Here is a 21,683-nt window from a genome sequence, read left to right as displayed (position 1 = left end):
AGGGTTTCTTTTCACCATCTGCTCCATATCGCGCGAAGAACCCCGGTGCTCTCCGTCCCCTGCCGGCGGTTCTCACACCGTCATCATCCATCGCCTTTTGACAGCGATCGGTTTTCGACAAAAGCGGTGTTTGGCGTGCTGCCCTTCCGAGTCGCGCCCAGGGAACAACTGCTTCCATGGAAAGTTAGTCCATGGCTACACCGCCGGTGAGCTTTCACGACAATCCAGGGAGACAAATCATGGCGACTGCAAAAAGAGCGACGACAAAGGGACTGGAGGCTTTGTTCCTCGATGGGCTGAAGGACATTTACTACGCTGAAAAGAAGATACTCAAAGCCTTGCCGAAGATGGCAAAGGGCGCCGAATCCGAGGAGGTGGCCGCGGCCTTTGAGAAACATCGCATGGAAACCGAAGGCCAGGTCGATCGGCTCGAGCAAGTGTTCGAACTTATGGACAAACCGGCCCGCGGCAAGACCTGTCCGGCGATCGACGGCATTCTTGAGGAAGGGTCGGAAATTCTCGACGAATACAAGGGTGACCCGGCGCTGGATGCAGGGCTGGTCGGCGCGGCACAGGCCGTCGAGCATTATGAAATCGCGCGCTATGGCACGTTGGTCGCGTGGGCTGAACAGCTTGGCAAGAGCGACGTGGTCAAGCTCCTCAACGAGACATTGAAAGAGGAGGTCGCGACGGACGAAGCGCTTTCCGGGCTGGGCGAAGGCGGTGTCAATGAGCGCGCCCTGGAGCAAGCTGCCTGACTGGTTGTGCCCGGCGCCAAAGCCGCCGGGGCGACTTCGCGACCCGGCCTCTTCGTCGGTACCCCTTCAGATGCAATCAGACCCACCCCGATACTTCGGGGTGGGTCTGCTGAAATCAACCGCGATCAGCGGTTCTTGTGGCTTTGTTCGCCAGCTTTCACGTGCTGTTCGTGGGTTCCACCACGCATGCCGGATCCATCGCCCTGCTGCCGTTGACCACCACCAGCGGCCTGCTGTTGCTGACGGTTTTTATTGTCGGCGTTCTTGTGGCTCTGCTGGCCTGCCTTCACATGCTGTTCGTGACTACCACCTTGATTGGGCATTCTTCTTCTCCTTCAAAATCCACGAGGCGACAACCGCCTCGATTGCCTAAGAAGAGTCAGGCGCGAACGTTCCCTCACGTAACATTTTGTGAAGACCACAAAGCCCGCGGCGTTCGAAGGCGCCTGAGATGGCTGTCGGATTTATTTTCTTGGCGTTGGCAACGAGTTCATCTTGGCCGTGACCGACGTTGCCGGCGGGTCTCATGCCTGTGCCCACCCAGGAGGAAAATGCATGTCATTCCGATCCGAGAGATTTACAACCGCTTTGACGTATAGCGAGGATGATAGAGCGCGGGCCGCCGCAGCGCTCTATCAATACAACATCGCACAGACCGGGATCGACGACCGAGCTGTCATCGGAGCGGAGCTTTGCGACCACTCAGGAAGAGTCTGGGGCGGGCTTTGGGGCAGAACGGAGCTCGGGCTCCTGTTTCTCGACATGTTCTTCCTGCCTGAGCAGTTGCGTGGCCAATCCTTTGGCTCACAACTTCTCAGGACTGTCGAGGAAGAAGCCATCCGGCGTGGCTGTAAGAAGGCCGTCGTGGAGACGAGCAGTTTCCAGGCACCGGTATTCTACATGCGCCATGGTTTCGAGGAATTTGGCAAAGTCGAATTCGGGATCCCTGGACATGCCCGCATCTTCCTTCGGAAAGATCTGCTGTGAAATTGATCGCGAACCTGCCGTCATGGCCTCAATCGCGAGGCAGCGACGGGTCGGTTCATTTTCCCGCAGCGAGCAGTGACTGTTCATAGGATCTGCCAAGGCTGATCTAACGCCAATTTGCGACGCCATGCTCCACAGCCAAATTCTTGAGCGCCACAGCCTCGTGTGAACCGACTCAGGCCGTGGGTGTTGCTGCTTGGAACAAATCGGCGGCGGCAGAAGTTTGGCGTGCGCTACGAGGGACCGCATGGCGAGCAAATCGACCGTGGTAGGCCGCTCCGGCGCACGCAAGCTTTGCTCTCGCCGCGCTCACAAGTGCAAGTCTGCCAGGGCGTGGTTGAAAGGGAGAAATCATGGCCAAGGTTTCAAGTCCGACCCCTGCCGCGGCCAGAGGCGAAGTTCAGGCAGGAGCGACGCAGGACAAGACGCCGGGGTTCGATCCCGCCATTGCCCCGCTTGAGACAGACGCAGAGGCCGCGGACACACAAAATCCGGTCGCTGGGACAAGTCCGCCGCGCAATCGTCCAGAATTCGAAAACGATGCCAGCTTTGCCAACGCCATGCGCCCGGTCGAAGGCGAGCCGGAACTGCGGCCTGGCGCCAACTGGCCGGTTTTGGTGATTGCAGCTGTCGTTTTGATAGCAGCCGTGGTTTTCCTGGCGGCAAGCATGCTGCGCTGAGAACGATCCCGACGATGCAGCACCCCACGGCCTATTCATGGAGGTCTGGTGCGCCCTTCATGCCTGAGAGTTCGGTCATTGGGCACAGCAGCCGCGGTCGCGCGGGATCGGAGATGTCGAGCTTGTCCCAAGGGATGCGGTATAGACCGTCGCGGCGGCGCAATCGGAAAAGATCCAGCACCGCCACGCCTATGGCCGAGGCCGAAAGACGCTCGAAAGCAGCGTAGACCCCGACATGGAATTCGGTGACGAGGAAATCGTCACCGTCCCGTTCGGCGTGGATCTCCTCGATATAACCGACATTCTTGCCGCGCTGCGAGAGTACTCGTCGCCCTGCCAGATGCTCGAGATTGACCGTGGTCATTATCAAGCTCCCGGAATGCGCCCGATGACATGGTCGCGCAACCAGTCCTGCCAGGCGAAGATCGACGTTTCTCGCACATCGATGTCGAACTCGACATCGATGCCGATATCTTTCACCTTGTGCCAGGCGATCCGATGGGGTTCGCCATGCTGCTTGCCACCCAGCTTGACCGCGAGCCGCGCCATCCAGCGCCCAGGCCCTGCGCCGAGGCGACGTGCCAGGGTGATGGAGCCGAGCTCGATGGCAATGATCCGAGGCGGCTTGCCAGGCCGCAACTCCGCCACCAGCCCGTCGACCTTGCCGATCTTGATCTGCTCGCGGTCGACCACCTGCTTGTCGAGGAGATCACGCAGCAACTTCATCATGTGCCCCCGAATATCTGCAGCGGGATGGTCACCACCGCCAGTACGAAGCCAAGCGCGATGATGAAGATGACGGCGGCATTCGACAAAAAGCCATTGCGATGCTCGCCGACATAACGTTTGTCGTTCAGCAGAAACAGGAAAGGAACGACCGTCAGCGGCAGGCTGGCTGCCGTCAGCGCCATGGAAAAGATGGTGAGCCTCAGCGGATCGAGACCAAGCGCTATGGGAATAGCCGCCAAAAGCAATGATATCGTGTAGGTAGCGCTGAAACCCGGATCGTCGCGCGGCTTGCGATCCTCGCCCCAATTCCAGCCGAAACCCTGGGCCACAAGATAGGCTTGTTGCAATCCGACCTCTAGTGCGGCGCCGAAGCAGGCAATGGCGAGGGAGGCAACAAACAGCACGAAGCCCCAGAAGCCGAATATGGATATCAGCATCAACGGCAATTGGTGATAGTCGTCCACCTGGGTGACGCCATGCGTGGCGAGCACGAGAGCGGCCACGATCAACACGCCGATCGAGATGGTCCCCCCGAAAGTCATGCCCAACCCCGCTATGGCCCGATTGGCTCCGAGATAGCTTTTGTCCCACCGGTCCTCGATGGCCCCCGAGGAATAGAACATGAAGAGGTAGGGCGATATCGAGGCGCCGAGAATGCTCACCGCCATGAACCAGTAATTGGCGGCATCGTGGACCGGCAGCGAAGGCACGGCGCCCCTTGCGACTGCCGTCCAATCGGGTCTCAGCATCACCGCTCCGACGACGAAACACAGCGTCACCAGACCGAGAATAGATACGCCCTTCTCGATGAAGCCGAAGGTGCCTTTCCAAAGCAGCAGCCACGCCAGCAAAGCCACCGGCAGTGCCCACCACTGGAAGCCTATGCCGGTGGCAAATTCGAGCGCAATGGCGACGCCGCCGATCTCGGCGGACAGCACCAGGAAATTGACCAGCAGGGCGGCCAGCAACGGCCATAGAAAGACGTTGAAGCCGAATCTCTCGCGGATGCCGTCGGAGATCGTGTGATGGCTCACGGCCGCGAACCGGCCGGACATTTCGACAAGGAAGATGATGCAGATGGTGCCTAGCACCACCGCCCAGATCAACTGGAAGCCAAACATCGCGCCTGCCTGCGCCGCCGTCGCCATGGACCCAACTTCGAGGAAGCCGCCGACGCTGGTGACGACGCCGAGGGATATTTCCATGAGCTTCTTCATGGCTTCGGCGCGAAATACTTGGCGTAGGCGGTAGCGAGCGCACGCGATGCCAGCCGCAGATCCTGTTGCGCGTCTTGGACTTCCGGCCGGTCGCCCGCCTGCAATCCGGCCTCTGCACGCGCCACCGCGACCGACAAATCGTAGACTGCCTTTGTCAGTGAAGCTTGCTCGGCGGGTTCACTGGTTTGCGCGGACCGGATTTGCGCCCCGGCGTCGGCAAGCGTCTCGCCGATCGATTGCAGCGTACCCACCGTGTATGCGGTCGGCGCCGCCCCTGCCGCCCAGGCGTCCAGCGCCATCAACACGGTCTGCGATGCGGAGGCCGCTGTTCGTGATTGCTGCTCGATCTGATCGGAAGATGAGCATGCCGACAACAGCAGCAACAGCAAGCACAAGCAGTCGTGCCTGAGATAGCGGCGTCTAACGATCAAATCAGGCGTTTGGTGCGCCACCGAATAGTCTCCCCCGACCCAACAAAACCGTGGCCGGCGTAAATCTGATCTAGAGCACTCGTCGGGTCCGTCAACGACCGCGTCCGCCGATCCGGAGCACGAGGCGGCGAGCCAGGTCCCGATCGGTTTCAATTGCCGCACCGGCGTAAGCTGAAGGTCAGGCGGGGCGATCCCCGTTCGGCGCGTCTTGGATTCTGTATTCGTGAATGAGGCCGAGAACCTGAGTTCTGACTGTATCGCGCGCGTCGGGCTGGATGAAAAACATCAGCCGTTCGACCGCTTCCACGACTGCTTCCGGCAGATCCGAAACCGCATCGGTGAATTCGCTGCCATGCTCGTACATATTGTCCGTCAGCTTCTTGTCGAGGTCGGAAAGGATGCCCATCATCCACACTCCAGATCGGTGCTGTATTGAACTCAGTTCGGCAGGGTCACCGCGAGGTCGCCCTCTCCTGTTGCTGCCGGCCGTCGATCACTGTTGCCCCGGCATTTCCGTGTTTTCCCTGGGATTTTTCTGGACGCCCGCAGCCGGGGCGGTGTCCGCCGGGGCATTGCCGCCCTGGTTCTGCTCCGGCGCACGTTTCAGCGGGGAGGTCTGCCAGCCCATGTCAACGTAGAAAAAGCCGACGATGAAACCGACAATGATGACCGCCGCTATCACCAGCGAGATTATTGCGTTGCGTCGCTCCATAGGCCTAGTCGCCACTTGGCTTTGGAGATGCGGGCTGCGTTGGCTGCGTACCTTGCTGGTCGCCGCCGGTGCTGGTCTGCGGCGTCGGGTTGGTGTCCGTCGTGGGATTCTTGTCCACCGGCTGGCTGTTCGTAGTGTCCGTCTTGGACTTGGCCGGATCGGCATTGTCGTTGCACCCCGCCAAGGCGAGTAATGCCGCTGACATCAATAGCACTGCTCTCATGCCGATTTCTCCTGGCTGAGTTCGGGCGAAGCCGCCTGCCAATGACCTATTCGGTCGAACCGCACCGAAAGCCCCTGTTTGACCGCGCTTCTAGCCAGCAAATGGTCCAGTTCGGCGTCTTCGATCGGACTTCGTACGACTTGGCGAATGGCCTTGCAGGCAAGTTCCGTCGAGACGAAATCATATCTCCTGCTCCTGGCGACAACATATTGTTCGACCAGCATTTTCACGCGCCTGAGCGCGATTTCTTCGGCGTATTGCATTTTATTCCTCCTGCGCCCCGAACTGCCGAACGGGTTTGTTGTTCCAAAACATGATTGTCGAGGTGATTAGATGCTCGCGCTTTCCGATAGAAAGCGCGAGCGGATCAGGCTGAGGGGACCCGATCGTGCAGCATCAAACAAGGGGAGCAACGATGCTGCATGATATCGAACTCGCCCAGACCTGAGTTGTTCCACCTCTCCACGCCGCGTGTTCATTGAACTCAAGAACAAATCGTTGTCACGGCCCGCATACGGCCGCGCATCAACCCGCACGGAACAATCAGCTCCGACAGTGGTTCGGCCGAAGCGAAGTTCGGAGGACGTGATGACGAATGAAAAGTTGGCCGTGGTGACGGGCGCCTCGAGCGGCATTGGGAAGGAACTTGCCAAACTGTGCGCAAAGGACGGCTACCATCTGATCATAGCCGCCGACGAACCTGCGATCCGGCAGGCCGCCGAGGCGCTCGGTTCGCATGGTGTGACTGTCGAAGCCATCGAGGCCGATCTGGCGACCGAGGAAGGTGTCGATCGTTTGATCGCCGGGATCGGCGATCGCGATGTCGACCTGTTGTTCCTGAATGCCGGACGTGGGCTCGGCCGTGGTTTCGTCGATCAGGATTGGAAAAAAGTCCGCCGCATCATCGACACCAACATCACCGGTACCGTCTATCTCGCGCATCAACTCGGAGCCAGGATGGCACGCCGCGGCCGAGGCCGCATCCTCTTCACAGGATCGATCGCTGGTTTCATGCCGGGCACTTTCCAGGCGGTCTACAACGGCACCAAGGCTTTCATCGATTCCTTCTCGATCGCACTGCGTCATGAATTGCAGGACACAGGAGTCACAGTCACCGTGCTGATGCCCGGGGCATCGCAGACGCGGTTCTTCGAACGCGCCGAAATGATGGATACCAAGGTCGGCACCGATGAGAAGGACAATCCCGCCGATGTGGCCGAGGCCGGCTACGAGGCGATGATGGACGGTGAGGAACAAGTCATCAGCGGCTGGAAGAACAAGCTGCAGGTCGCCGCGGCGCATGTGACGCCGGCAGGCACGCTGGCCGAACAGCACCGCAAGATGGCCGAGCCGGATTCTGCCTCCAAAGGCTGACGTTCGGCCTTCACGCCAAACCAAAATGTCGGGCAGACTCTTCTGCCGACCTTCTTCCAAGGCAGGAGCACCATCATGAAAGCGCTTACGTGGCACGGCAAAGGCGACATTCGATGCGACCAGGTGGCTGATCCCGCCATCGAGGATGATCGTGACGTCATCATCAAAGTCACCTGTTGCGCCATATGCGGCTCGGACTTGCATCTGATGAACGGATATATGCCGACGATGGAGTCGGGCGATGTGCTCGGACACGAGACGATGGGCGAGGTCGTGGAAGTCGGCAGCGGCCATTCGAAATTCAGAAAGGGCGACCGCATCGTGGTGCCTTTCAACATCTCATGCGGCGAATGCTGGTTTTGCCAGAAGGGGCTGTTCTCGCTTTGCGACAGGTCCAATCCCAATGCCAAACAGGCTGCCGAAGTGATGGGACAATCCCCGGCTGGCCTGTTCGGCTATTCGCATCTGGTCGGCGGCTATTGGGGAGGGCAAGCCGAATATCTGCGCGTTCCTTTCGCTGATGTCGGTCCGATAAAGGTGCCCGAGGGAATGGACGACGAACAGGTGCTGTTCCTCTCCGACATCTTTCCAACCGGCTATATGGCGGCTGAAAACGCCGGCATCGAGCCAGGCGAAACCGTCGCCATCTGGGGTTGCGGTCCGGTTGGTCAGTTCGCCATTCAGAGCGCATGGATGCTCGGCGCCGGCCGCGTCATTGCCATAGACAAGGTGCCGGAGCGGCTGGCGATGGCTCGCGAGCACGGCAAGGCCGAGACGCTCGACTTCAGCAACTCCGATATCTACGACGCCTTGATGGCGATGACCGATGGCCGCGGTCCGGATCGCTGCATAGACTGTGTCGGTACCGAGTCGGATCCCGGCGCCAGTGCCGACTCCATGCTCGACAAGGTCAAGGCTGCCGTCTATCTCGGCACCGATAGGCCGCATGTATTGCGCGAAGCAATTTACTCCTGCCGCAAAGGCGGCACCATCTCGGTGCCCGGCGTCTATATCGGCCTCGTCGATCATATTCCGTTCGGCGCCGCCATGAACAAGGGACTGACCTTCCGGATGGGTCAGACGCACACGCAACGCTATCTCGAACCGCTCCTGGCCATGGTACAGAAGGGCGACATCGATCCCTCCTTCGTGATCACGCACCGGGCAGACCTCGAAGCGGGACCGGACCTCTACAAGACGTTCCGTGACAAGCAGGATGGCTGCATCAAGGTGGTGATGCGACCGCATGGCTGAGATGTCGGTATCTTGCGCGGGGTCCACCTTGCGCGGATTCCCCGCCAAGGATAGCACCGACGCTGCCGAGGAACCTGGAACTTTCGACCGTGGCGGCGGTTGACCCGCAGAATAAACTCAGGGCGACGAGACTGTCGTGCCCGCCCGCTGCGAAGGAAGTTATCGCCATGAGCAATGAGAATCCCACATCGAAACCCAGCGTCCGGTCGCCAAACGCCGATGCTCTGCCGCACCCGAGACGGGACGCCAGTGACACAGATGCCGGTGCCAAGCCGCTGACGCCGAAAACCGCCGGCACATCCCGGCCATCGGCCCCGCCGCTGGACAATCCGGTTGCCAATCGAAACGCCGGGCGGCCGCGTCAGGCGAGCACCACGCCTAGGCCGACCGACAAGCCCTTGGACTGATCGAAACCGGCCTCTTGAAATCACAGCGAGTGTTTGTCGGGACGAAGCGATGCCAGGTCGGCCAGGGTGTTGAGAAGTGCAGCGTCGCCTGCCGGTTTCGGCACGAATTTGCAGTTTCGGAAGGGTGTGGGAACGTCGCGCGGCCCAAATCCGGTCATGAATGCGAAGGGGATGCCGCGAGCCAGCAATGTTTCGGCCACGGGCAGACTTGTTTCACCGTTCAATTGAATGTCCAGCAGCGCCACGTCGGCTTTGCCTGCATCGATAAGCTGACGAGCCGCGGCGACCGACGAGACCGGGCCGATCACCGGATAACCCGCCGCACGCAGGCGAGACGCGACGTCTTCGGCGATCAGCCATTCGTCCTCGACCACCAGAACGCGCGGCCTGTCGTCGCTCACGGCGCCTCCTTGTGATTTGCCGGAAACGCGATCTGGACGCTGAGGCCGTCCTTGTGGAACGCGGTCTCGACATGGCCGCCGAGCCTGTAACCGATTTCTCCTTGCAACAAGGTCAGGCCAAAGCCGTTGTCCAAGGGCGCCTCGACAAGAGGACCGTCCTTCTCTCGCCAGCCAAATGTGAAACTTTCATCCTCGATCGACCATTGCACACTGACCTTGCCGTCGACTTTTGACAAAGCGCCATACTTGGCCGCATTGGTGGCCAGTTCATGAATGGCCATGCTGAGGGAAAGCCCCTGTTGCGGGCCCAATTTCACGTCTGCGCCATCGAGTTCAACCCGCTCGATGCCGAATGGTTCGAGCTCCTGCTGGAGCAATTCCCTGACCGAGGCTTCCTTCCATCTCTCCCGGGTCAGCAGGCCGTAGGCCCGCGACATGGCATGCAGGCGGCCGATCAGCGCATCCGCGAACTCCTCCTTCGTATCAGAACTTTCCCGCGTGCGGCTTGCAATGCTGGCGATCACCGCAAGCATGTTCTTGACCCGGTGGTTAAGTTCCGAGATGAGCACCTGCTGATGCTCTTCTGCCTGTGCCAGCGTGGTGACATCGACAAGTGTCACCACCACGCCCTGGATCCTGTTGCCCTTGTCCCGATAGGGATTGATGCGGACCATGTGGAACAAGCCCCTAGCATCGCGCGGCAGATGGTGATTCAGGATCTCGCCTGTCTCGAACACCTTGTCGATGTGCTGCTTCAACTCTGGGTAGTCGAGTTGGCTCGACAAATCCGTCAGCGGCCGGCCAACATCGGAGGGGCGCAGGCTGAAGAAGGATGACGCCGCCGGCGTGAAGGTGCGGACCACAAGGCTGCGGTCGAGGAAAATGGTCGCTATGTCGGTGCTTTCGAACAGGTTGCGCAGATCGCCGTTAGCGTGGTTGAGCTCTTCTATCTTGGCCGTCAACTCGGCGTTGATCGTGTTAAGTTCCTCGTTGAGCGACTGCATCTCCTCCTTCGAGGCTTCGAGTTCCTCGTTGGTGGATTGCGCCTCCTCATTGACGGAGACGAGTTCCTCGTTGGACGATTTCACCTCCTCCAGCGCGGTCTCGTATTCCTCGATCATCGATTGCAGGCGCTCTCTGGTATCGCGCAGTTCCCGCTCGAGATCGGCGGTGCTGTCACTGTCACGGCTGCCGCCGTCTTCCTCTGAGCGGGCCTGGGTCGGCCCCGACGGTTCGAACAGGACGAGATAAAGCGGCTCGCCATTGCCGCGTTCGGCGAGCGGCTCGATCGTCAGCCTGATCGGCTGCACCCGTTCGTCATCTTCCTCCACGGTCAGGTTTTCCCGCACCACTGTGCGGCGTGTGGTCGTCGCTTCGCGCAGTGCGGCGCGGAGGTCCAGCCGCAGCCCACGCCTTGCCATCGTCAGCAACTGCCGGCTGGGAATGCCTTGTGGCGCTTCGAGATATCTGCCGGTCCTGGCCGAATAATAGACGACATCGCCCTCGGCGTTGACCAGGACATGCGGCGGCGCGAACCGTTCCAGCACCTGCGCCTCCACTGCCTGCCGCAGGGGATAGCCGACAAGTCCCTTCTTCGAGCCGGCGCTTTCGGATGGGAAGACGCTGGAATGACTTTCCCCGATCAGGGCCGGCAGTCTGATGTGCGGTGAGGCATGCTCCCGCGCATGGAAGATGCGATGTTTCTTGTCGACGGTGGCGAACAGATCGTCGTGCTGCCCGACGCTTTCGGAGGTGCCAAGGAAAAGGTAACCGCCGGGCTTCAGCGCATAATGGAAGACAGGGATGACGCGGTTTTGGATGATCGGGCCAAAATAGATCAGCAGATTGCGGCAGGAGACCAAGTCCATGCGCGAGAAGGGTGGATCGCGAATGACGCTGTGCGGCGAGAAGATGCACAGCTCGCGTATCGCATTGCTGATGACATAGCTTTCGCCATCGCCGTTGAAAAACCGCTGTTTGCGTTCGGGAGAAAGACCTTGCAGCAAGGCTTCCGGATAGCGTGCCGCCCGCGCCACCGCCAGCGCCGGCTCGTCGATGTCGGTCGCGAATATCTGGACGCGCGGAACGACCGTAAGCTTCTCCATGTGTTCGCGCAGCAGGATGCCGATGGAGAACACCTCCTCGCCCGTGGCGCATCCGGGAACCCAGACCCTGACGGTGTCGCTGGCGGTCTTGCCTTCGAACAGCTGAGGTATGATCTTTCGCTCGAGCAACTCGAAGGCATCGGGGTCGCGAAAGAAGTTGGTGACATTGATCAGCAGATCGCGAAAAAGGTTCATCACCTCGCGAGCATCCTTCTTCAGCCAGTCTATATAAGCGCTGATGGAATGGACCTGGGCGATCTGCATGCGCCGCTTCACGCGGCGCAGGAATGTCTTGGTCTTGTAGCCCGAGAAGTCGTGGCCGGAGTGGCTGCGCAGAATGGCGTATATCTGTTCTCGCACCTTATCGATGTCGGCCGTGTGGTCGCCATCTTCTTCCGCAAGCCCTTCCAGCGGGTCGAAGCCGCGGGCGAAAGCCTCCAGCTTCGCCCCGATCTCCTCGGCGGGCACAGCGACATCGACGAGTCCGCTGGCAATAGCGCTCTGCGGCATGTCGGGATTGCGCGGCCCGTAGCCGTCCGGCGCTTGCGCGACGGTAAACCCGCCCCGCTCCTTGATGGCCTTGGCGCCCAGGGTTCCATCGGAGTCGCCGCCCGACAGGATGACGCCAACGGCATATTCGCCCTGGTCTTCACCCAATGCGGCGAAGAAGATATCGATGGGCTTGCGCTCCTGGGTAAGCCCATTGGGCCGGCGGAGGTGCAGCACCCCCGATTCAATGGCCAATGTCACGTTTTGCGGCATCACATAGACGTGGTCAGGTTCAACCACCATGCCGTCCTCGATCACAATGACAGGCATGTCGGTGTAGCGGCTGATGACCTCGTGCAACAGGCTTTCGCGCTTGGGGCTGAGATGCGTGATGATGACGAAAGCCATACCAGGCTGACCGGCCACGCCTTTGAACAGACCTTCCATCGCGGGAATGCCGCCCGCGGACGCGCCTATGCCCACGATGGGAAACCTTTTCGGTTGGGCTGTCACGTCATGTCCCCCTTTCGCCGACCCGACCTGAAATCCCCTCAAGGCCGGCGGACAGGACACAACCATATAGCGCGCAAGACGGATGGAACAAGACGTCAGGGATGACGTTGAACCCGATATCAATGGTGGTTCAATGACAAAACGATCTGCTGACATAAAACTCCCGACGCCGGTGGTATCAGGGGAGCCTGGATCGCTTGGAAGTTCCCATGCTGGGGCCGTCCCTGATCGCATGCTGGCGCTTACGAGACGGTTGCAGGCGGCCTTGGACGACAGAATTCGGAAGGCAAATCCGCTGCATTCTAACCTCCGTTCCAAGAAAGGATGACGACGTGCGCGACCTGCGGGGGCTGCATATTCTGATAGTCGAAGACGAATGGGCGATGGCGGGAGATCTTGCGCGGTTTTTCAGCAATATGGGTGCCATCATCCTCGGTCCCGCTGCAACCGTCGAACAGGCATCCAAACACACCGGGACGGCTGAAGCTGCAATCCTCGACGTCAATCTCAATGGCCGACGCGTGTTTCCAATCGCCGATGAGTTGATGCGCCGGGGTGTCCCCTTCGTGTTCTTCAGTGGCGATGACGACATCGCCATTCCCGATCATCTCCGCTACGCCAGCAATTTGCGGAAATCCTCGGGCAGCCAGGCGGTGTTCAACGCGCTCTTTCCCCCGCAGGCATCTGGGCGAGCGGCCTCCGTGCCGGACCCCTCCGACGACGTCTTCGCGCTTTTGCCCAAACTGCGACTTGCGGCGCGCCTTTTGCTGGCAGACGTCGAGGCATCGGATCGGCTCGTCGAGAGGACGCTCGAGCAAGCGATCCGGGATGTCGACCGCAGACAGCTTGGTCAATCCACTGAAAACTGGCTCAACGACATCATGCAAGAGATGGCGAAAACCCGCGGCGCAAAACTGATGCATTAGTTTGCCTTCCAAGGCCTCTCAGGCTGAAGTGCTAAGCCGCGGGGCCGTCATTGTTCACCACATCTCGAAAACTTGGCCGTACAGATAGGCCACTTGACCGGCGTCATCAGCCCTTCTGATTGCGCTCGACGAACTTGTTGAAACGGCTGGCTTTCCCCTCACCGGTCTTGGCCTGATACAGAAAGGCCAGATCATTCTCGTCGAATATCCGGAAGAACTCGTCCCATTCGATGGGCTCGAATGCTTCCTCGGGCTCGCCGAAGTCAATCCGCAGGATACCGCCCTCGCCTTTGGTGCGCACCACTGCCGGCCGGCCGTCCCGCTCCTCGGCCCATTTGCGAATTTCGTCATGGTTGGTGGTCATTTGCGACTGAGACATTGAAATCTCCTTTGATCATCGGCGTTGCCACATAGGACACGCGGGCTGTCGGGCGTCCTAACAGCACAAGCACGTCAATGTTCCAGAACCGCGCCGTGATCGCGCTGCGCCGGCTCCCAATGGGACCGGCCAAAGGAACTTTGTTGAAGCAAGGGAACAAACCTTTTGCCGAAAAGTTCGGGGCGCCGAGGTTACTTGTCTGAGGAGTCGTCGTGAAACGCATATTGGTTACAGGAGGCTGCGGCTTCATCGGCCGGCATGTCGCACAGGAACTCGTCGAGCAGGATTATTCGGTTCGCATCCTCGATGCGCTGCTGGAGCAGGTGCATGCGGGCGAAGCCGTCGCGCTTCCCGCCGGGACCGAACTGATCAAGGGCGACGTCCGCGACCGGGAGGCGGTCGCCAGGGCGCTGGAAGGTGTCGACGCGGTCATTCATCTGGCGGCGGAAGTCGGCGTCGGACAATCGATGTACGAGATCGCGCGCTATGTCGGCGCCAATGATCTCGGCACCGCAACGCTACTTGAAGCATTGATCAAGCACCCGGTCGAACGGATCGTCGTCGCCTCGTCGATGAGCGTCTATGGCGAAGGGCTCTATGCAACGCCAGACGGCCGGCGTGTCGACAATGCTCGGCGCAAGGCGAGCGACATCAGGAGCGGGCAATGGAACCCGCTGTCGCCAGAGGGAGACGCCCTCTCGCCGCTGCCGACGGACGAAGAAAAGCCGGTCGATCTCGCCTCCATCTATGCGCTGACAAAATACGCACAGGAACGCGCCGTGCTGATCTTCGGCGAGGCCTATGGCGTCGATGCGGTCGCGCTGCGCCTGTTCAATGTCTTCGGCGCCGGCCAGGCGTTATCCAATCCCTATACCGGCGTGCTGGCCAACTTCGCTTCGCGTCTCGCCAACGGCCAACGGCCAATGATCTTCGAGGATGGCGAACAGAAGCGCGATTTCGTCCATGTGCGTGACGTCGCCCGCGCCTTTCGCCTTGCTCTGCAGCAACGCCAGGCAAGGGGTCATGTCATCAACATCGGCAGCGGCCGCGCCTATGCGATCGGCGAAGTCGCGCGATTGCTGGCCGAAGCCATGGGGACACCGAACCGCTCGCCGGAACTGCTCGGCAAAGCCCGCTCCGGCGATATCCGGAACTGCTTCGCCGATATCTCCAAGGCCCGTGAGCTGCTCGGTTTCGAGCCGGTGCGGCAACTGGAGAATTCGCTCGGCGAGTTCGTTTCCTGGGTGCGTAACACGTCCGCCGTCGACCGCGGCGCCGACATGAAGCGCGAGCTAGAAGAACGTGGGTTGGTCTCATGAACACACGCAATCGACGCGACGCGCCGGTCGCCATCGTCGGCGGCAGCGGCTTCATAGGATCGAACCTCGCCGACAGCCTGTTGTCGGATGGCGAGCCGGTACTGGTGATCGACAATCTCAGCCGTCCGGGCGTCCAGCAGAACCTTGAATGGCTGGCGCAAAAACACGGTGGTCGCCTCACGGTGGAGACGATCGACGTGCGAGACGCCAACGCACTGGCGCCTGTCTTGATGGTTTCCAGGGCAATTTTCCATCTGGCCGCGCAAACCGCCGTCACCACAAGCCTGGTCCAGCCGGGCGAGGATTTCGACATCAACCTTCGCGGGACGTTCAACGTTCTGGAGGCCGCGCGGCTGAGCGGTGAGCATATCCCTGTGATCTTCGCCAGCACCAACAAGGTCTATGGCAGCCTGCCCGACGTAGCGGTCCGCGAGGATGGCGATCGCTATGTGCCTTGCGACAGCGTCATCCAAGGGAACGGCATCGATGAGGCTCGGGGCCTGGACTTCTGCACGCCCTACGGTTGCTCCAAAGGCGCGGCGGATCAGTATGTGCTCGACTATGCCAAATCTTACGGCATGCCGACGGCGGTTCTGCGGATGAGCTGCATCTATGGACCGCGCCAGTTCGGAACCGAGGACCAGGGCTGGGTCGCACACTTCCTGCTCAGCGCGCTGACGGGACGCCCAATCACCATTTACGGCGACGGCAGGCAAGTGCGCGATATCCTGCATGTCTCCGATGCCGTCGCCGCCTACAGGGCCGTGCTCGATCGCATCGAGACCACCAAAGGCCAGGCATTCAATCTTGGCGGCGGCCCGGAAAATGCGGTCAGCCTGCGCAGGTTGTTGAGCGAAATCCGTAGCCTGACCGGCCATGATCTTTCAATCCGCCATGATGGGGAACGCACCGGCGACCAGCCCTTCTTCGTCGCCGACACCCGCAAGATCAAAACCGCGCTTGGCTGGATGGCCCATGTTTCATGGCGCGAAGGCATCCGCGACCTCGCCGACTGGCTGCAGCGCCATCGGCTCGAGCCTCGCCCTGAAGCCGTGAGGTACGTTGCATGAAAATCGCCCTGGTGAACCCGTCCTGGACGTATGATGACAGCATTTATTTCGGCTGCCGCCAACCGCATCTGCCGCTGGAACTCGGCTATTCGAAGGCCCTGCTCGAAGCCGCCGGACATCAGGTGCTGATGCTGGATGGCCAGTTGCAGAAGCTCGACAATTCCGGTCTCTGCGAGCGGGTGGCTGATTTCGCCCCGGCTATGACCGTCGTCAGTACCGCCCCGACCTATCTGTTCTGGCGCTGCGCACCGCCGGAATTGCGTGTGCCGGCCGATTTCCTCAACCGTCTGGCCGGGCGCGGTGGACGCACGGTCGCGGTCGGGCCGCACGGCTCGGCGACGCCGGCGCCAACCTTGCGCAAGCTCGGTGTCGACATCGTCGTGCGCGGCGAATGCGAAGAAGTCGTCGAGCAACTTGCCCAGCGCGACGATTGGAGCGCGGTGCCCTCAACCGCTTATCTACGGGACGCCAAGGTGGTTTCGAACGGCGGCGTCCACGCCAGCTCGTTTATCGATCATCCGCCACTCGAATGGCCAGCGGACTGGATCGCAGCCCATGCGCATCACCATCACAGGTTCGATGACAATCAGGTCGGGTTCGGCGCGGAAGTCGAGGCATCGCGCGGCTGTCCCTACAATTGCAGCTTCTGCGCCAAGATCGATTTCCGCGATGCCTATCGCCGTCGAAACCACGAAGCGGTGGTAGCGGAGATCGATCGGCTGATTGCCCAAGGTGTCGGCTACATCTACTTCATCGACGAAATCTTCCTGCCGCAAAAAGCGTTGCTGGAAGCCTTGGTCGATCGCGACGTGAAATTCGGCGTACAGACCCGCATCGATCTGTGGAAGCCCGAGCTGCTGGAATTGCTGGGCGCCGCAGGCTGCGTCTCCATTGAAGCCGGTCTCGAAAGCCTGACCGTCGAAGGCCGGGCAATGCTGGCCAAGCGCTGCCGGCTGGGCACCGAGGAACTCGCCGCGCTGCTCGTCGACGCCAGACGTCACGTTCCATTCGTCCAGGCCAATCTGATCGGCGTGGTCGAGGATGATCCCGCCCTAGTCGAGCACTGGCGAACCCACCTGATCGACCACGGCGTATGGGCCAACGAACCTGTGCCGCTTTACCCGTATCCGAGTTCGCCCAGCTACCGCGAGCTTTGGGGCGAACCCGACGACCTTGCCTGGGAACGCGCCCATGACCACTACCTCGCATCTTTCCAGAAATTCAGTGACATCCAGGAGAGGCGGCCGCGGCCGCTGGCGGAACTGGAGGCGACATGTTGCGGACACTGACGCCGCGCTCGCGGCGCATCCTGATGACCGTCGATGCCGTGGGCGGCGTATGGCGCTATGCCCTTGATCTGGCGCGCGAACTTGTGAACGGCGGCGACAGCGTGGTGCTTGCCGGCCTCGGTCCGCAACCGTCGAGGCAGCAGGCCGAGGAGGCGGAGGCTTTCACGACGCTGATCTGGTTGAATACGCCGCCGGATTGGATGACCCGCAACGGCGGCGACCTCGACGCGCTGCCGCGGGAATTGCTTGCGCCCATGCGCGACCACGCCATCGACCTTGTCCATTTCAACGCGCCGACGCAGGCATCGGGATTCGATGCGCCATGCCCAGCCGTGGTGGTCTCCCATTCCTGCGTGACGACATGGTTCCACGCCGTCAGGAAACAGGCGGTGGATGGCGCATGGGCCTGGCAGAAGGAGCGCAACAGGCGCGGCTTGGATCGGGCCGACGCAGTCATTGCGCCGAGCCGCAGCCACGCCGACATGCTTGAGACCTGCTACGGCCCGATCGCGCGCCTGCACGTCGTGGCGAATAGCGCCCGCCCCGTCCCGAATGCCGAAAAACGTCAACCGCTCGTCTTCGCCGCCGCCCGTTGGTGGGACGAGGGCAAAAATGCGGCGGTGATCGACCAGGCCGCGTCACTGACGCAATGGCCCATCTTTGCCGCCGGTTCGATGCACGGTCCCAACGGCGGACGTGCCGGCTTCAGCTATGCCGTTCCTCTGGGAGCACTGCCGTCTCACGAGGTGCGCTCCTTGATGGCGCGCGCCGGTATTTTCGTGTCGCCATCGATCTATGAGCCATTCGGTCTGGCCGCGCTGGAAGCTGCCATGTCGGCAACGCCACTGGTGCTTTCCGACATCGCAACCTATCGCGAACTATGGGACGGGGCCGCGATGTTCTTTGATGCGCGCAATCCGCACGACCTCGCTGCCTGCCTCAATCGTCTCTCCAGCGACGCCGAATTCAGGCGGGAGCTCGGCCAGGCAGCCATGCGACGGAGCCGCCGGTTTACACTGGTCAGGCAAGCGGCTGCCATGCGAGGCGTCTACGACAAGGCGGCCCTGGCCATGGCGGGGCGCTGACCATGCGCTTTCTGTTCTACACCCACTCGGTCGTTTCCGACTGGAACCACGGCAATGCCCATTTCCTGCGCGGTATCATGCGGGAACTGATCGCGCGCCGGCACCAGGCGGTGGCGCTGGAGCCGGCGGACGGTTGGAGCCGTTCGAACCTGCTGGCCGAGAAGGGACCCTTCGCCATCGAACGCTTCCGCAAGGATTTCCCAGAACTGATGCCGGTGACCTATGATGCCGGGTTCGATCACGAAGCCTGGATCGCTGAGGCCGACGTCGTGATCGTTCATGAGTGGACGGATCCGGAGCTTGTCGCACGCATCGGCCGTGCCCGGGCCGCTGGCGGCAACTTCATCCTTCTGTTTCATGACACCCACCACCGGGCCGTATCGGCGACCGAGGCAATCTCGGCGCTGCGGTTGGAGCACTATGACGGCGTTCTCGCCTTTGGCGAAGCCTTGCGCGAGAGCTATCTGCGCGCCGGCTGGGGCAAGCGCGTCTTCACCTGGCATGAAGCCGCGGACGATCGCCTGTTCAAGCCGCACCCGGAGATCCACGTCACGTCCGATCTGGTCTGGATTGGAAACTGGGGCGACGATGAACGAACCGTCGAACTCAGGGAGTTTCTGATCAAGCCGGTGCGCGATCTCGGCCTCGAGGCCACGGTGCACGGCGTCCGCTATCCCAAGCCGGCGCTCACGGACCTAGCCGCCGCCGGACTGCGCTATGACGGATGGATCGCCAATGCCGACGTGCCGAAGGCGTTCGCCGCGCATCGTGTCACCGTCCACATCCCACGGCGCCCCTATCGTGAGGGTTTGCCCGGAATTCCGACGATCCGCATGTTCGAGGCGCTCGCCTGCGGCATTCCGCTGATTTCAGCACCATGGTCCGATGTCGAGCAGCTGTTCAGGCCCGGCGTCGACTTTCTGTTTGCCCACAATGGCTCGCAAATGCGGCAACACCTGCGGGCGGTATTGGCCGATGCGGATTTCGCGGCTTCCCTGGTGACTTCGGGTCTCGAGACCATCCGCTCGCGGCACACCTGCTCGCACCGCGTCGACGAGTTGTTCGGCGTGCTCACGGAATGCACAGCCGAACACACCATCAACAAGACCACCGCAAAGGAAGCCGCCGCATGAAGATGGCATTCTACGGATCGAGCCTCTTGTCGTCCTACTGGAACGGTGCCGCGACTTACTATCGCGGGTTGCTGAAGGCGCTTTCCCAATTGGGCTACGAAATCACCTTCTATGAGCCCGACGTCTACGACCGGCAGAAGAACCGCGACATCGAGGCGCCTGACTGGTGCACTGTGGTCGTTTATGAAGCGACCCAGCACGCGCTGATGCAGGTCGCGGCACGCGCCGCCAGCGCCGACATCGTCGTCAAGGCGAGTGGCGTCGGTTTCGAGGACGAGGCGCTGCTGCGCGCCGTCCTCGACCACGCCCGCAGCGACGCGCTGGTGGTATTCTGGGACGTGGACGCTCCAGCAACCCTTGCCCAGTTGCGCGACGAACCGGACCATCCGCTCCATGGCGCCCTGCAAGAAATCGACCTTGTGCTGACCTATGGCGGCGGCGACCCCGTCGTCTGGGCCTACCATGCCATGGGCGCGAACGAATGCGTGCCGATCTACAATGCGCTCGATCCCCAAACGCATCACCCGGTCGCCAGCAATGCGCGTTTCGCTTGCGATCTGGCGTTCCTGGGCAACCGGCTGCCGGATCGTGAGGCACGCGTCGAAGCGTTCTTCCTCGATCCCGCAAGCCAGCTTCCGAAACAGCGTTTTCTGCTCGGCGGATCTGGCTGGGGGGACAAGCCGCTTCCCCCCAACGTCGGCTGGCTTGGTCACGTTGGCACCCGCGATCATAATGCCTTCAACGTCACACCCAAGGCAGTGCTGAACATCAGCCGCGACAGCATGGCCGTAAACGGTTTTTCACCGGCCACGCGTGTCTTCGAGGCGGCTGGCGCCGGTTCCTGCCTCATCACCGACGCATGGCTGGGCGTGGAACTGTTCCTGAAACCAGGCGAGGAGATCCTGGTGGCACGCGACGGCGGCGATGTCGCCGAGATCATGCGCTCGCTGACCTCCAGTCGTGCAAAAGCAATCGGCCAGGCCGCACTTTGCCGCGTGCTGGCCGACCATACCTACGCGCTGCGGGCGGACGTGGCCGATGCCGTCTTCAAACGTCATTTCGAGCAGGGGACCGTGGAGGCAGCGGAATGACCAAGCAATTGAACATCGTCTTTCTCGGCCTGTCGCTGTCCTCGTCCTGGGGAAACGGCCACGCCACGACGTTTCGAGGCCTGCTGAAAGGTCTGCACGAACTCGGCCACCGCGTGACCTTTCTGGAGCGCGACGTGCCGTGGTACGCCAACCACCGCGATCTGCGAGATCCGGATTTCTGCGCCTTGCGCTACTACGAAACCACTGCGGAGTTGCAACGCGACTACGCCCGGTGCCTGGAGCAGGCCGACATCGTCGTCATCGGCTCCTTCGTGCCGGAAGGGCGCGTGGTCATCGACATCGTCGCTTCATTTTGCAAGGGGCGCTTCTGCTTCTACGACATCGACACACCGGTGACCGTGGCGCAGCTTTCGGCCGATGATTGCGATTATCTGAGCTGGCGGCAGATTCCGTATTTCGATGTCTACTTCTCGTTCACCGGCGGGCCGATGCTTGGCCATCTGGTGGAGGAGTTCGGCGCGCGCCGAGCCGAACCGCTCTACTGCTCGGCCGACCCGGAACGGCATCACCGGACCGGCGATCCGATCCGCTGGGATCTCGGCTATCTCGGCACCTACAGCGCGGATCGGCAGGCAACGCTGAACGCGCTGCTGCTCGAACCCGCACGGCATATGCCGGACCGCCGTTTCGTCGTAGCGGGCTCGCAATACCCATCCGACATCACCTGGCCGGACAATGTCGAACGCATCGAACATTTGCCGCCCGCCGATCATGCCGCGTTCTACAGCCGTCAGCGCTACACGCTGAACGTCACACGCAGTTCCATGATCGCTGCCGGATGGTCGCCCAGTGTGCGCCTGTTCGAAGCGGCTGCTTGCGGCACGCCCATCATCAGCGATCGCTGGCCAGGGCTCGACAGCTTCTTTCCCGCATCGGCGATCCACACCGCCGGAGAAACGGACGCTGTCGTCGAGATCCTCTTCGGCGAGTCCGAGCGCACACGCCGGGCCATGGCCCGCCGGGCCCGCGAACGCGTCCTCGCATTCCACACCGGTGCGGCCAGGGCCCGCGAATTCGTGGCGGCGTTGACACAGCCAAGGGCGGCGGCCCTCGATTTCGACATCGGAAGCGCAGCATGACCGGCATACAG

General features: G+C 61.3%; 25 protein-coding genes. 13 read left to right on the top strand and 12 right to left on the bottom strand.

The features are described from left to right. Window positions 1–239 precede the first annotated feature (239 nt). On the top strand, window positions 240–758 hold the full coding sequence (locus NKJ00_RS22895; RefSeq protein WP_013530428.1) for a YciE/YciF ferroxidase family protein: 519 nt from the start codon (window positions 240–242) through the stop codon (window positions 756–758). A gap of 125 nt (window positions 759–883) precedes the next feature. Here the strand turns inward: NKJ00_RS22895 and NKJ00_RS22890 are convergent, their stop codons facing one another. Continuing rightward, on the bottom strand, window positions 884–1,081 hold the full coding sequence (locus tag NKJ00_RS22890; RefSeq protein ID WP_013530427.1) for a hypothetical protein: 198 nt from the start codon (window positions 1,079–1,081) through the stop codon (window positions 884–886). Window positions 1,082–1,313: 232 nt separating this feature from the next. On the opposite strand from NKJ00_RS22890, the gene NKJ00_RS22885 reads away from it, so the two are divergent. Both NKJ00_RS22885 and NKJ00_RS22880 read left to right on the top strand, forming a co-directional pair. Beyond that, window positions 1,314–1,745, top strand: a complete 432-nt coding sequence (locus tag NKJ00_RS22885) for a GNAT family N-acetyltransferase (protein WP_023809456.1) — start codon at window positions 1,314–1,316, stop codon at window positions 1,743–1,745. 353 nt (window positions 1,746–2,098) lie between these two features. Beyond that, window positions 2,099–2,425, top strand: a complete 327-nt coding sequence (locus tag NKJ00_RS22880) for a hypothetical protein (RefSeq protein ID WP_023809457.1) — start codon at window positions 2,099–2,101, stop codon at window positions 2,423–2,425. A gap of 31 nt (window positions 2,426–2,456) precedes the next feature. On the opposite strand, the gene NKJ00_RS22875 is transcribed toward NKJ00_RS22880, so the two are convergent. From NKJ00_RS22875 to NKJ00_RS22840, 8 genes are all read right to left on the bottom strand, one after another. Continuing rightward, window positions 2,457–2,789, bottom strand: coding sequence for a hypothetical protein (locus NKJ00_RS22875; RefSeq protein WP_352551568.1), 333 nt, complete (start codon window positions 2,787–2,789; stop codon window positions 2,457–2,459). A gap of 2 nt (window positions 2,790–2,791) precedes the next feature. Further along, the gene (locus NKJ00_RS22870) at window positions 2,792–3,151 is read right to left on the bottom strand and encodes a hypothetical protein (protein WP_352551665.1); all 360 of its coding nucleotides are present in this window, start codon (window positions 3,149–3,151) and stop codon (window positions 2,792–2,794) included. Next, a complete protein-coding gene (locus NKJ00_RS22865; RefSeq protein WP_023809459.1) occupies window positions 3,151–4,371 on the bottom strand; it encodes an NRAMP family divalent metal transporter in 1,221 nt (406 codons plus the stop codon). Before NKJ00_RS22865 ends, NKJ00_RS22870 begins: the two co-directional genes overlap by 1 nt. Then, window positions 4,368–4,823 carry a hypothetical protein gene (locus NKJ00_RS22860; RefSeq protein ID WP_352610915.1) on the bottom strand — a complete coding sequence of 152 codons (456 nt, stop codon included), beginning with the start codon at window positions 4,821–4,823 and terminating at the stop codon, window positions 4,368–4,370. Before NKJ00_RS22860 ends, NKJ00_RS22865 begins: the two co-directional genes overlap by 4 nt. 157 nt (window positions 4,824–4,980) lie before the next feature. Next, entirely contained in the window at window positions 4,981–5,211 is a 231-nt protein-coding gene (locus tag NKJ00_RS22855; RefSeq protein ID WP_031212583.1) for a hypothetical protein, read from the bottom strand. Between the two features lie 84 nt (window positions 5,212–5,295). Beyond that, a complete protein-coding gene (locus NKJ00_RS22850) occupies window positions 5,296–5,514 on the bottom strand; it encodes a hypothetical protein (protein WP_352441966.1) in 219 nt (72 codons plus the stop codon). A gap of 4 nt (window positions 5,515–5,518) precedes the next feature. Continuing rightward, window positions 5,519–5,737, bottom strand: a complete 219-nt coding sequence (locus NKJ00_RS22845; RefSeq protein ID WP_023809463.1) for a hypothetical protein — start codon at window positions 5,735–5,737, stop codon at window positions 5,519–5,521. Continuing rightward, a complete protein-coding gene (locus NKJ00_RS22840) occupies window positions 5,734–6,000 on the bottom strand; it encodes a hypothetical protein (RefSeq protein WP_023809464.1) in 267 nt (88 codons plus the stop codon). The genes NKJ00_RS22845 and NKJ00_RS22840 overlap by 4 nt, the downstream gene beginning before the upstream one ends. Before the next feature lie 325 nt (window positions 6,001–6,325). On the opposite strand from NKJ00_RS22840, the gene NKJ00_RS22835 reads away from it, so the two are divergent. Continuing rightward, on the top strand, window positions 6,326–7,111 hold the full coding sequence (locus NKJ00_RS22835; protein WP_352610916.1) for an SDR family NAD(P)-dependent oxidoreductase: 786 nt from the start codon (window positions 6,326–6,328) through the stop codon (window positions 7,109–7,111). 75 nt (window positions 7,112–7,186) lie between these two features. After that, window positions 7,187–8,365 carry a zinc-dependent alcohol dehydrogenase gene (locus NKJ00_RS22830; protein WP_023809466.1) on the top strand — a complete coding sequence of 393 codons (1,179 nt, stop codon included), beginning with the start codon at window positions 7,187–7,189 and terminating at the stop codon, window positions 8,363–8,365. Window positions 8,366–8,792: 427 nt separating this feature from the next. Here NKJ00_RS22830 and NKJ00_RS22825 read toward each other — a convergent pair whose 3' ends face one another. Together NKJ00_RS22825 and NKJ00_RS22820 are read right to left on the bottom strand one after the other, a co-directional pair. Next, the gene (locus NKJ00_RS22825) at window positions 8,793–9,173 is read right to left on the bottom strand and encodes a response regulator (RefSeq protein ID WP_023809467.1); all 381 of its coding nucleotides are present in this window, start codon (window positions 9,171–9,173) and stop codon (window positions 8,793–8,795) included. Then, window positions 9,170–12,280 carry a CheR family methyltransferase gene (locus NKJ00_RS22820; RefSeq protein ID WP_352631306.1) on the bottom strand — a complete coding sequence of 1,037 codons (3,111 nt, stop codon included), beginning with the start codon at window positions 12,278–12,280 and terminating at the stop codon, window positions 9,170–9,172. The genes NKJ00_RS22825 and NKJ00_RS22820 overlap by 4 nt, the downstream gene beginning before the upstream one ends. A 332-nt stretch (window positions 12,281–12,612) precedes the next feature. Here NKJ00_RS22820 and NKJ00_RS22815 point away from each other — a divergent pair, with 332 nt between their 5' ends. Then, window positions 12,613–13,206, top strand: a complete 594-nt coding sequence (locus NKJ00_RS22815; protein ID WP_352631304.1) for a response regulator — start codon at window positions 12,613–12,615, stop codon at window positions 13,204–13,206. A gap of 106 nt (window positions 13,207–13,312) precedes the next feature. Here NKJ00_RS22815 and NKJ00_RS22810 read toward each other — a convergent pair whose 3' ends face one another. Then, window positions 13,313–13,585: a hypothetical protein gene (locus tag NKJ00_RS22810; protein WP_127292237.1), complete on the bottom strand. Its 273-nt coding sequence runs from the start codon at window positions 13,583–13,585 to the stop codon at window positions 13,313–13,315. Window positions 13,586–13,797: 212 nt separating this feature from the next. Here NKJ00_RS22810 and NKJ00_RS22805 point away from each other — a divergent pair, with 212 nt between their 5' ends. Genes NKJ00_RS22805 through NKJ00_RS22775 form a run of 7 tightly spaced genes read left to right on the top strand, consistent with a single transcriptional unit; the run spans window position 13,798 to window position 21,672 of the window. Beyond that, window positions 13,798–14,904 carry an NAD-dependent epimerase/dehydratase family protein gene (locus NKJ00_RS22805; RefSeq protein ID WP_023809471.1) on the top strand — a complete coding sequence of 369 codons (1,107 nt, stop codon included), beginning with the start codon at window positions 13,798–13,800 and terminating at the stop codon, window positions 14,902–14,904. Further along, a complete protein-coding gene (locus NKJ00_RS22800; RefSeq protein ID WP_023809472.1) occupies window positions 14,901–15,974 on the top strand; it encodes an NAD-dependent epimerase/dehydratase family protein in 1,074 nt (357 codons plus the stop codon). Before NKJ00_RS22805 ends, NKJ00_RS22800 begins: the two co-directional genes overlap by 4 nt. After that, the gene (locus NKJ00_RS22795) at window positions 15,971–17,263 is read left to right on the top strand and encodes a TIGR04295 family B12-binding domain-containing radical SAM protein (RefSeq protein ID WP_023809473.1); all 1,293 of its coding nucleotides are present in this window, start codon (window positions 15,971–15,973) and stop codon (window positions 17,261–17,263) included. The genes NKJ00_RS22800 and NKJ00_RS22795 overlap by 4 nt, the downstream gene beginning before the upstream one ends. Beyond that, window positions 17,248–18,348: a glycosyltransferase family 4 protein gene (locus tag NKJ00_RS22790; protein WP_352631301.1), complete on the top strand. Its 1,101-nt coding sequence runs from the start codon at window positions 17,248–17,250 to the stop codon at window positions 18,346–18,348. Before NKJ00_RS22795 ends, NKJ00_RS22790 begins: the two co-directional genes overlap by 16 nt. A gap of 2 nt (window positions 18,349–18,350) precedes the next feature. Continuing rightward, the gene (locus NKJ00_RS22785; protein ID WP_128303888.1) at window positions 18,351–19,481 is read left to right on the top strand and encodes a CgeB family protein; all 1,131 of its coding nucleotides are present in this window, start codon (window positions 18,351–18,353) and stop codon (window positions 19,479–19,481) included. Further along, window positions 19,478–20,572, top strand: coding sequence for a CgeB family protein (locus tag NKJ00_RS22780; RefSeq protein ID WP_352551581.1), 1,095 nt, complete (start codon window positions 19,478–19,480; stop codon window positions 20,570–20,572). Before NKJ00_RS22785 ends, NKJ00_RS22780 begins: the two co-directional genes overlap by 4 nt. After that, complete coding sequence (locus NKJ00_RS22775) at window positions 20,569–21,672, top strand: CgeB family protein (RefSeq protein ID WP_352441957.1); 1,104 nt, start codon at window positions 20,569–20,571, stop codon at window positions 21,670–21,672. The genes NKJ00_RS22780 and NKJ00_RS22775 overlap by 4 nt, the downstream gene beginning before the upstream one ends. The last annotated feature ends 11 nt before the right edge of the window (window positions 21,673–21,683 follow it).

This window comes from Mesorhizobium sp. M0227 (assembly GCF_040321855.1).
GTDB lineage: Bacteria > Pseudomonadota > Alphaproteobacteria > Rhizobiales > Rhizobiaceae > Mesorhizobium.
Note: the sequence above shows the minus strand (reverse complement) of the source record. Positions and strands in the feature narration are given on the sequence as shown.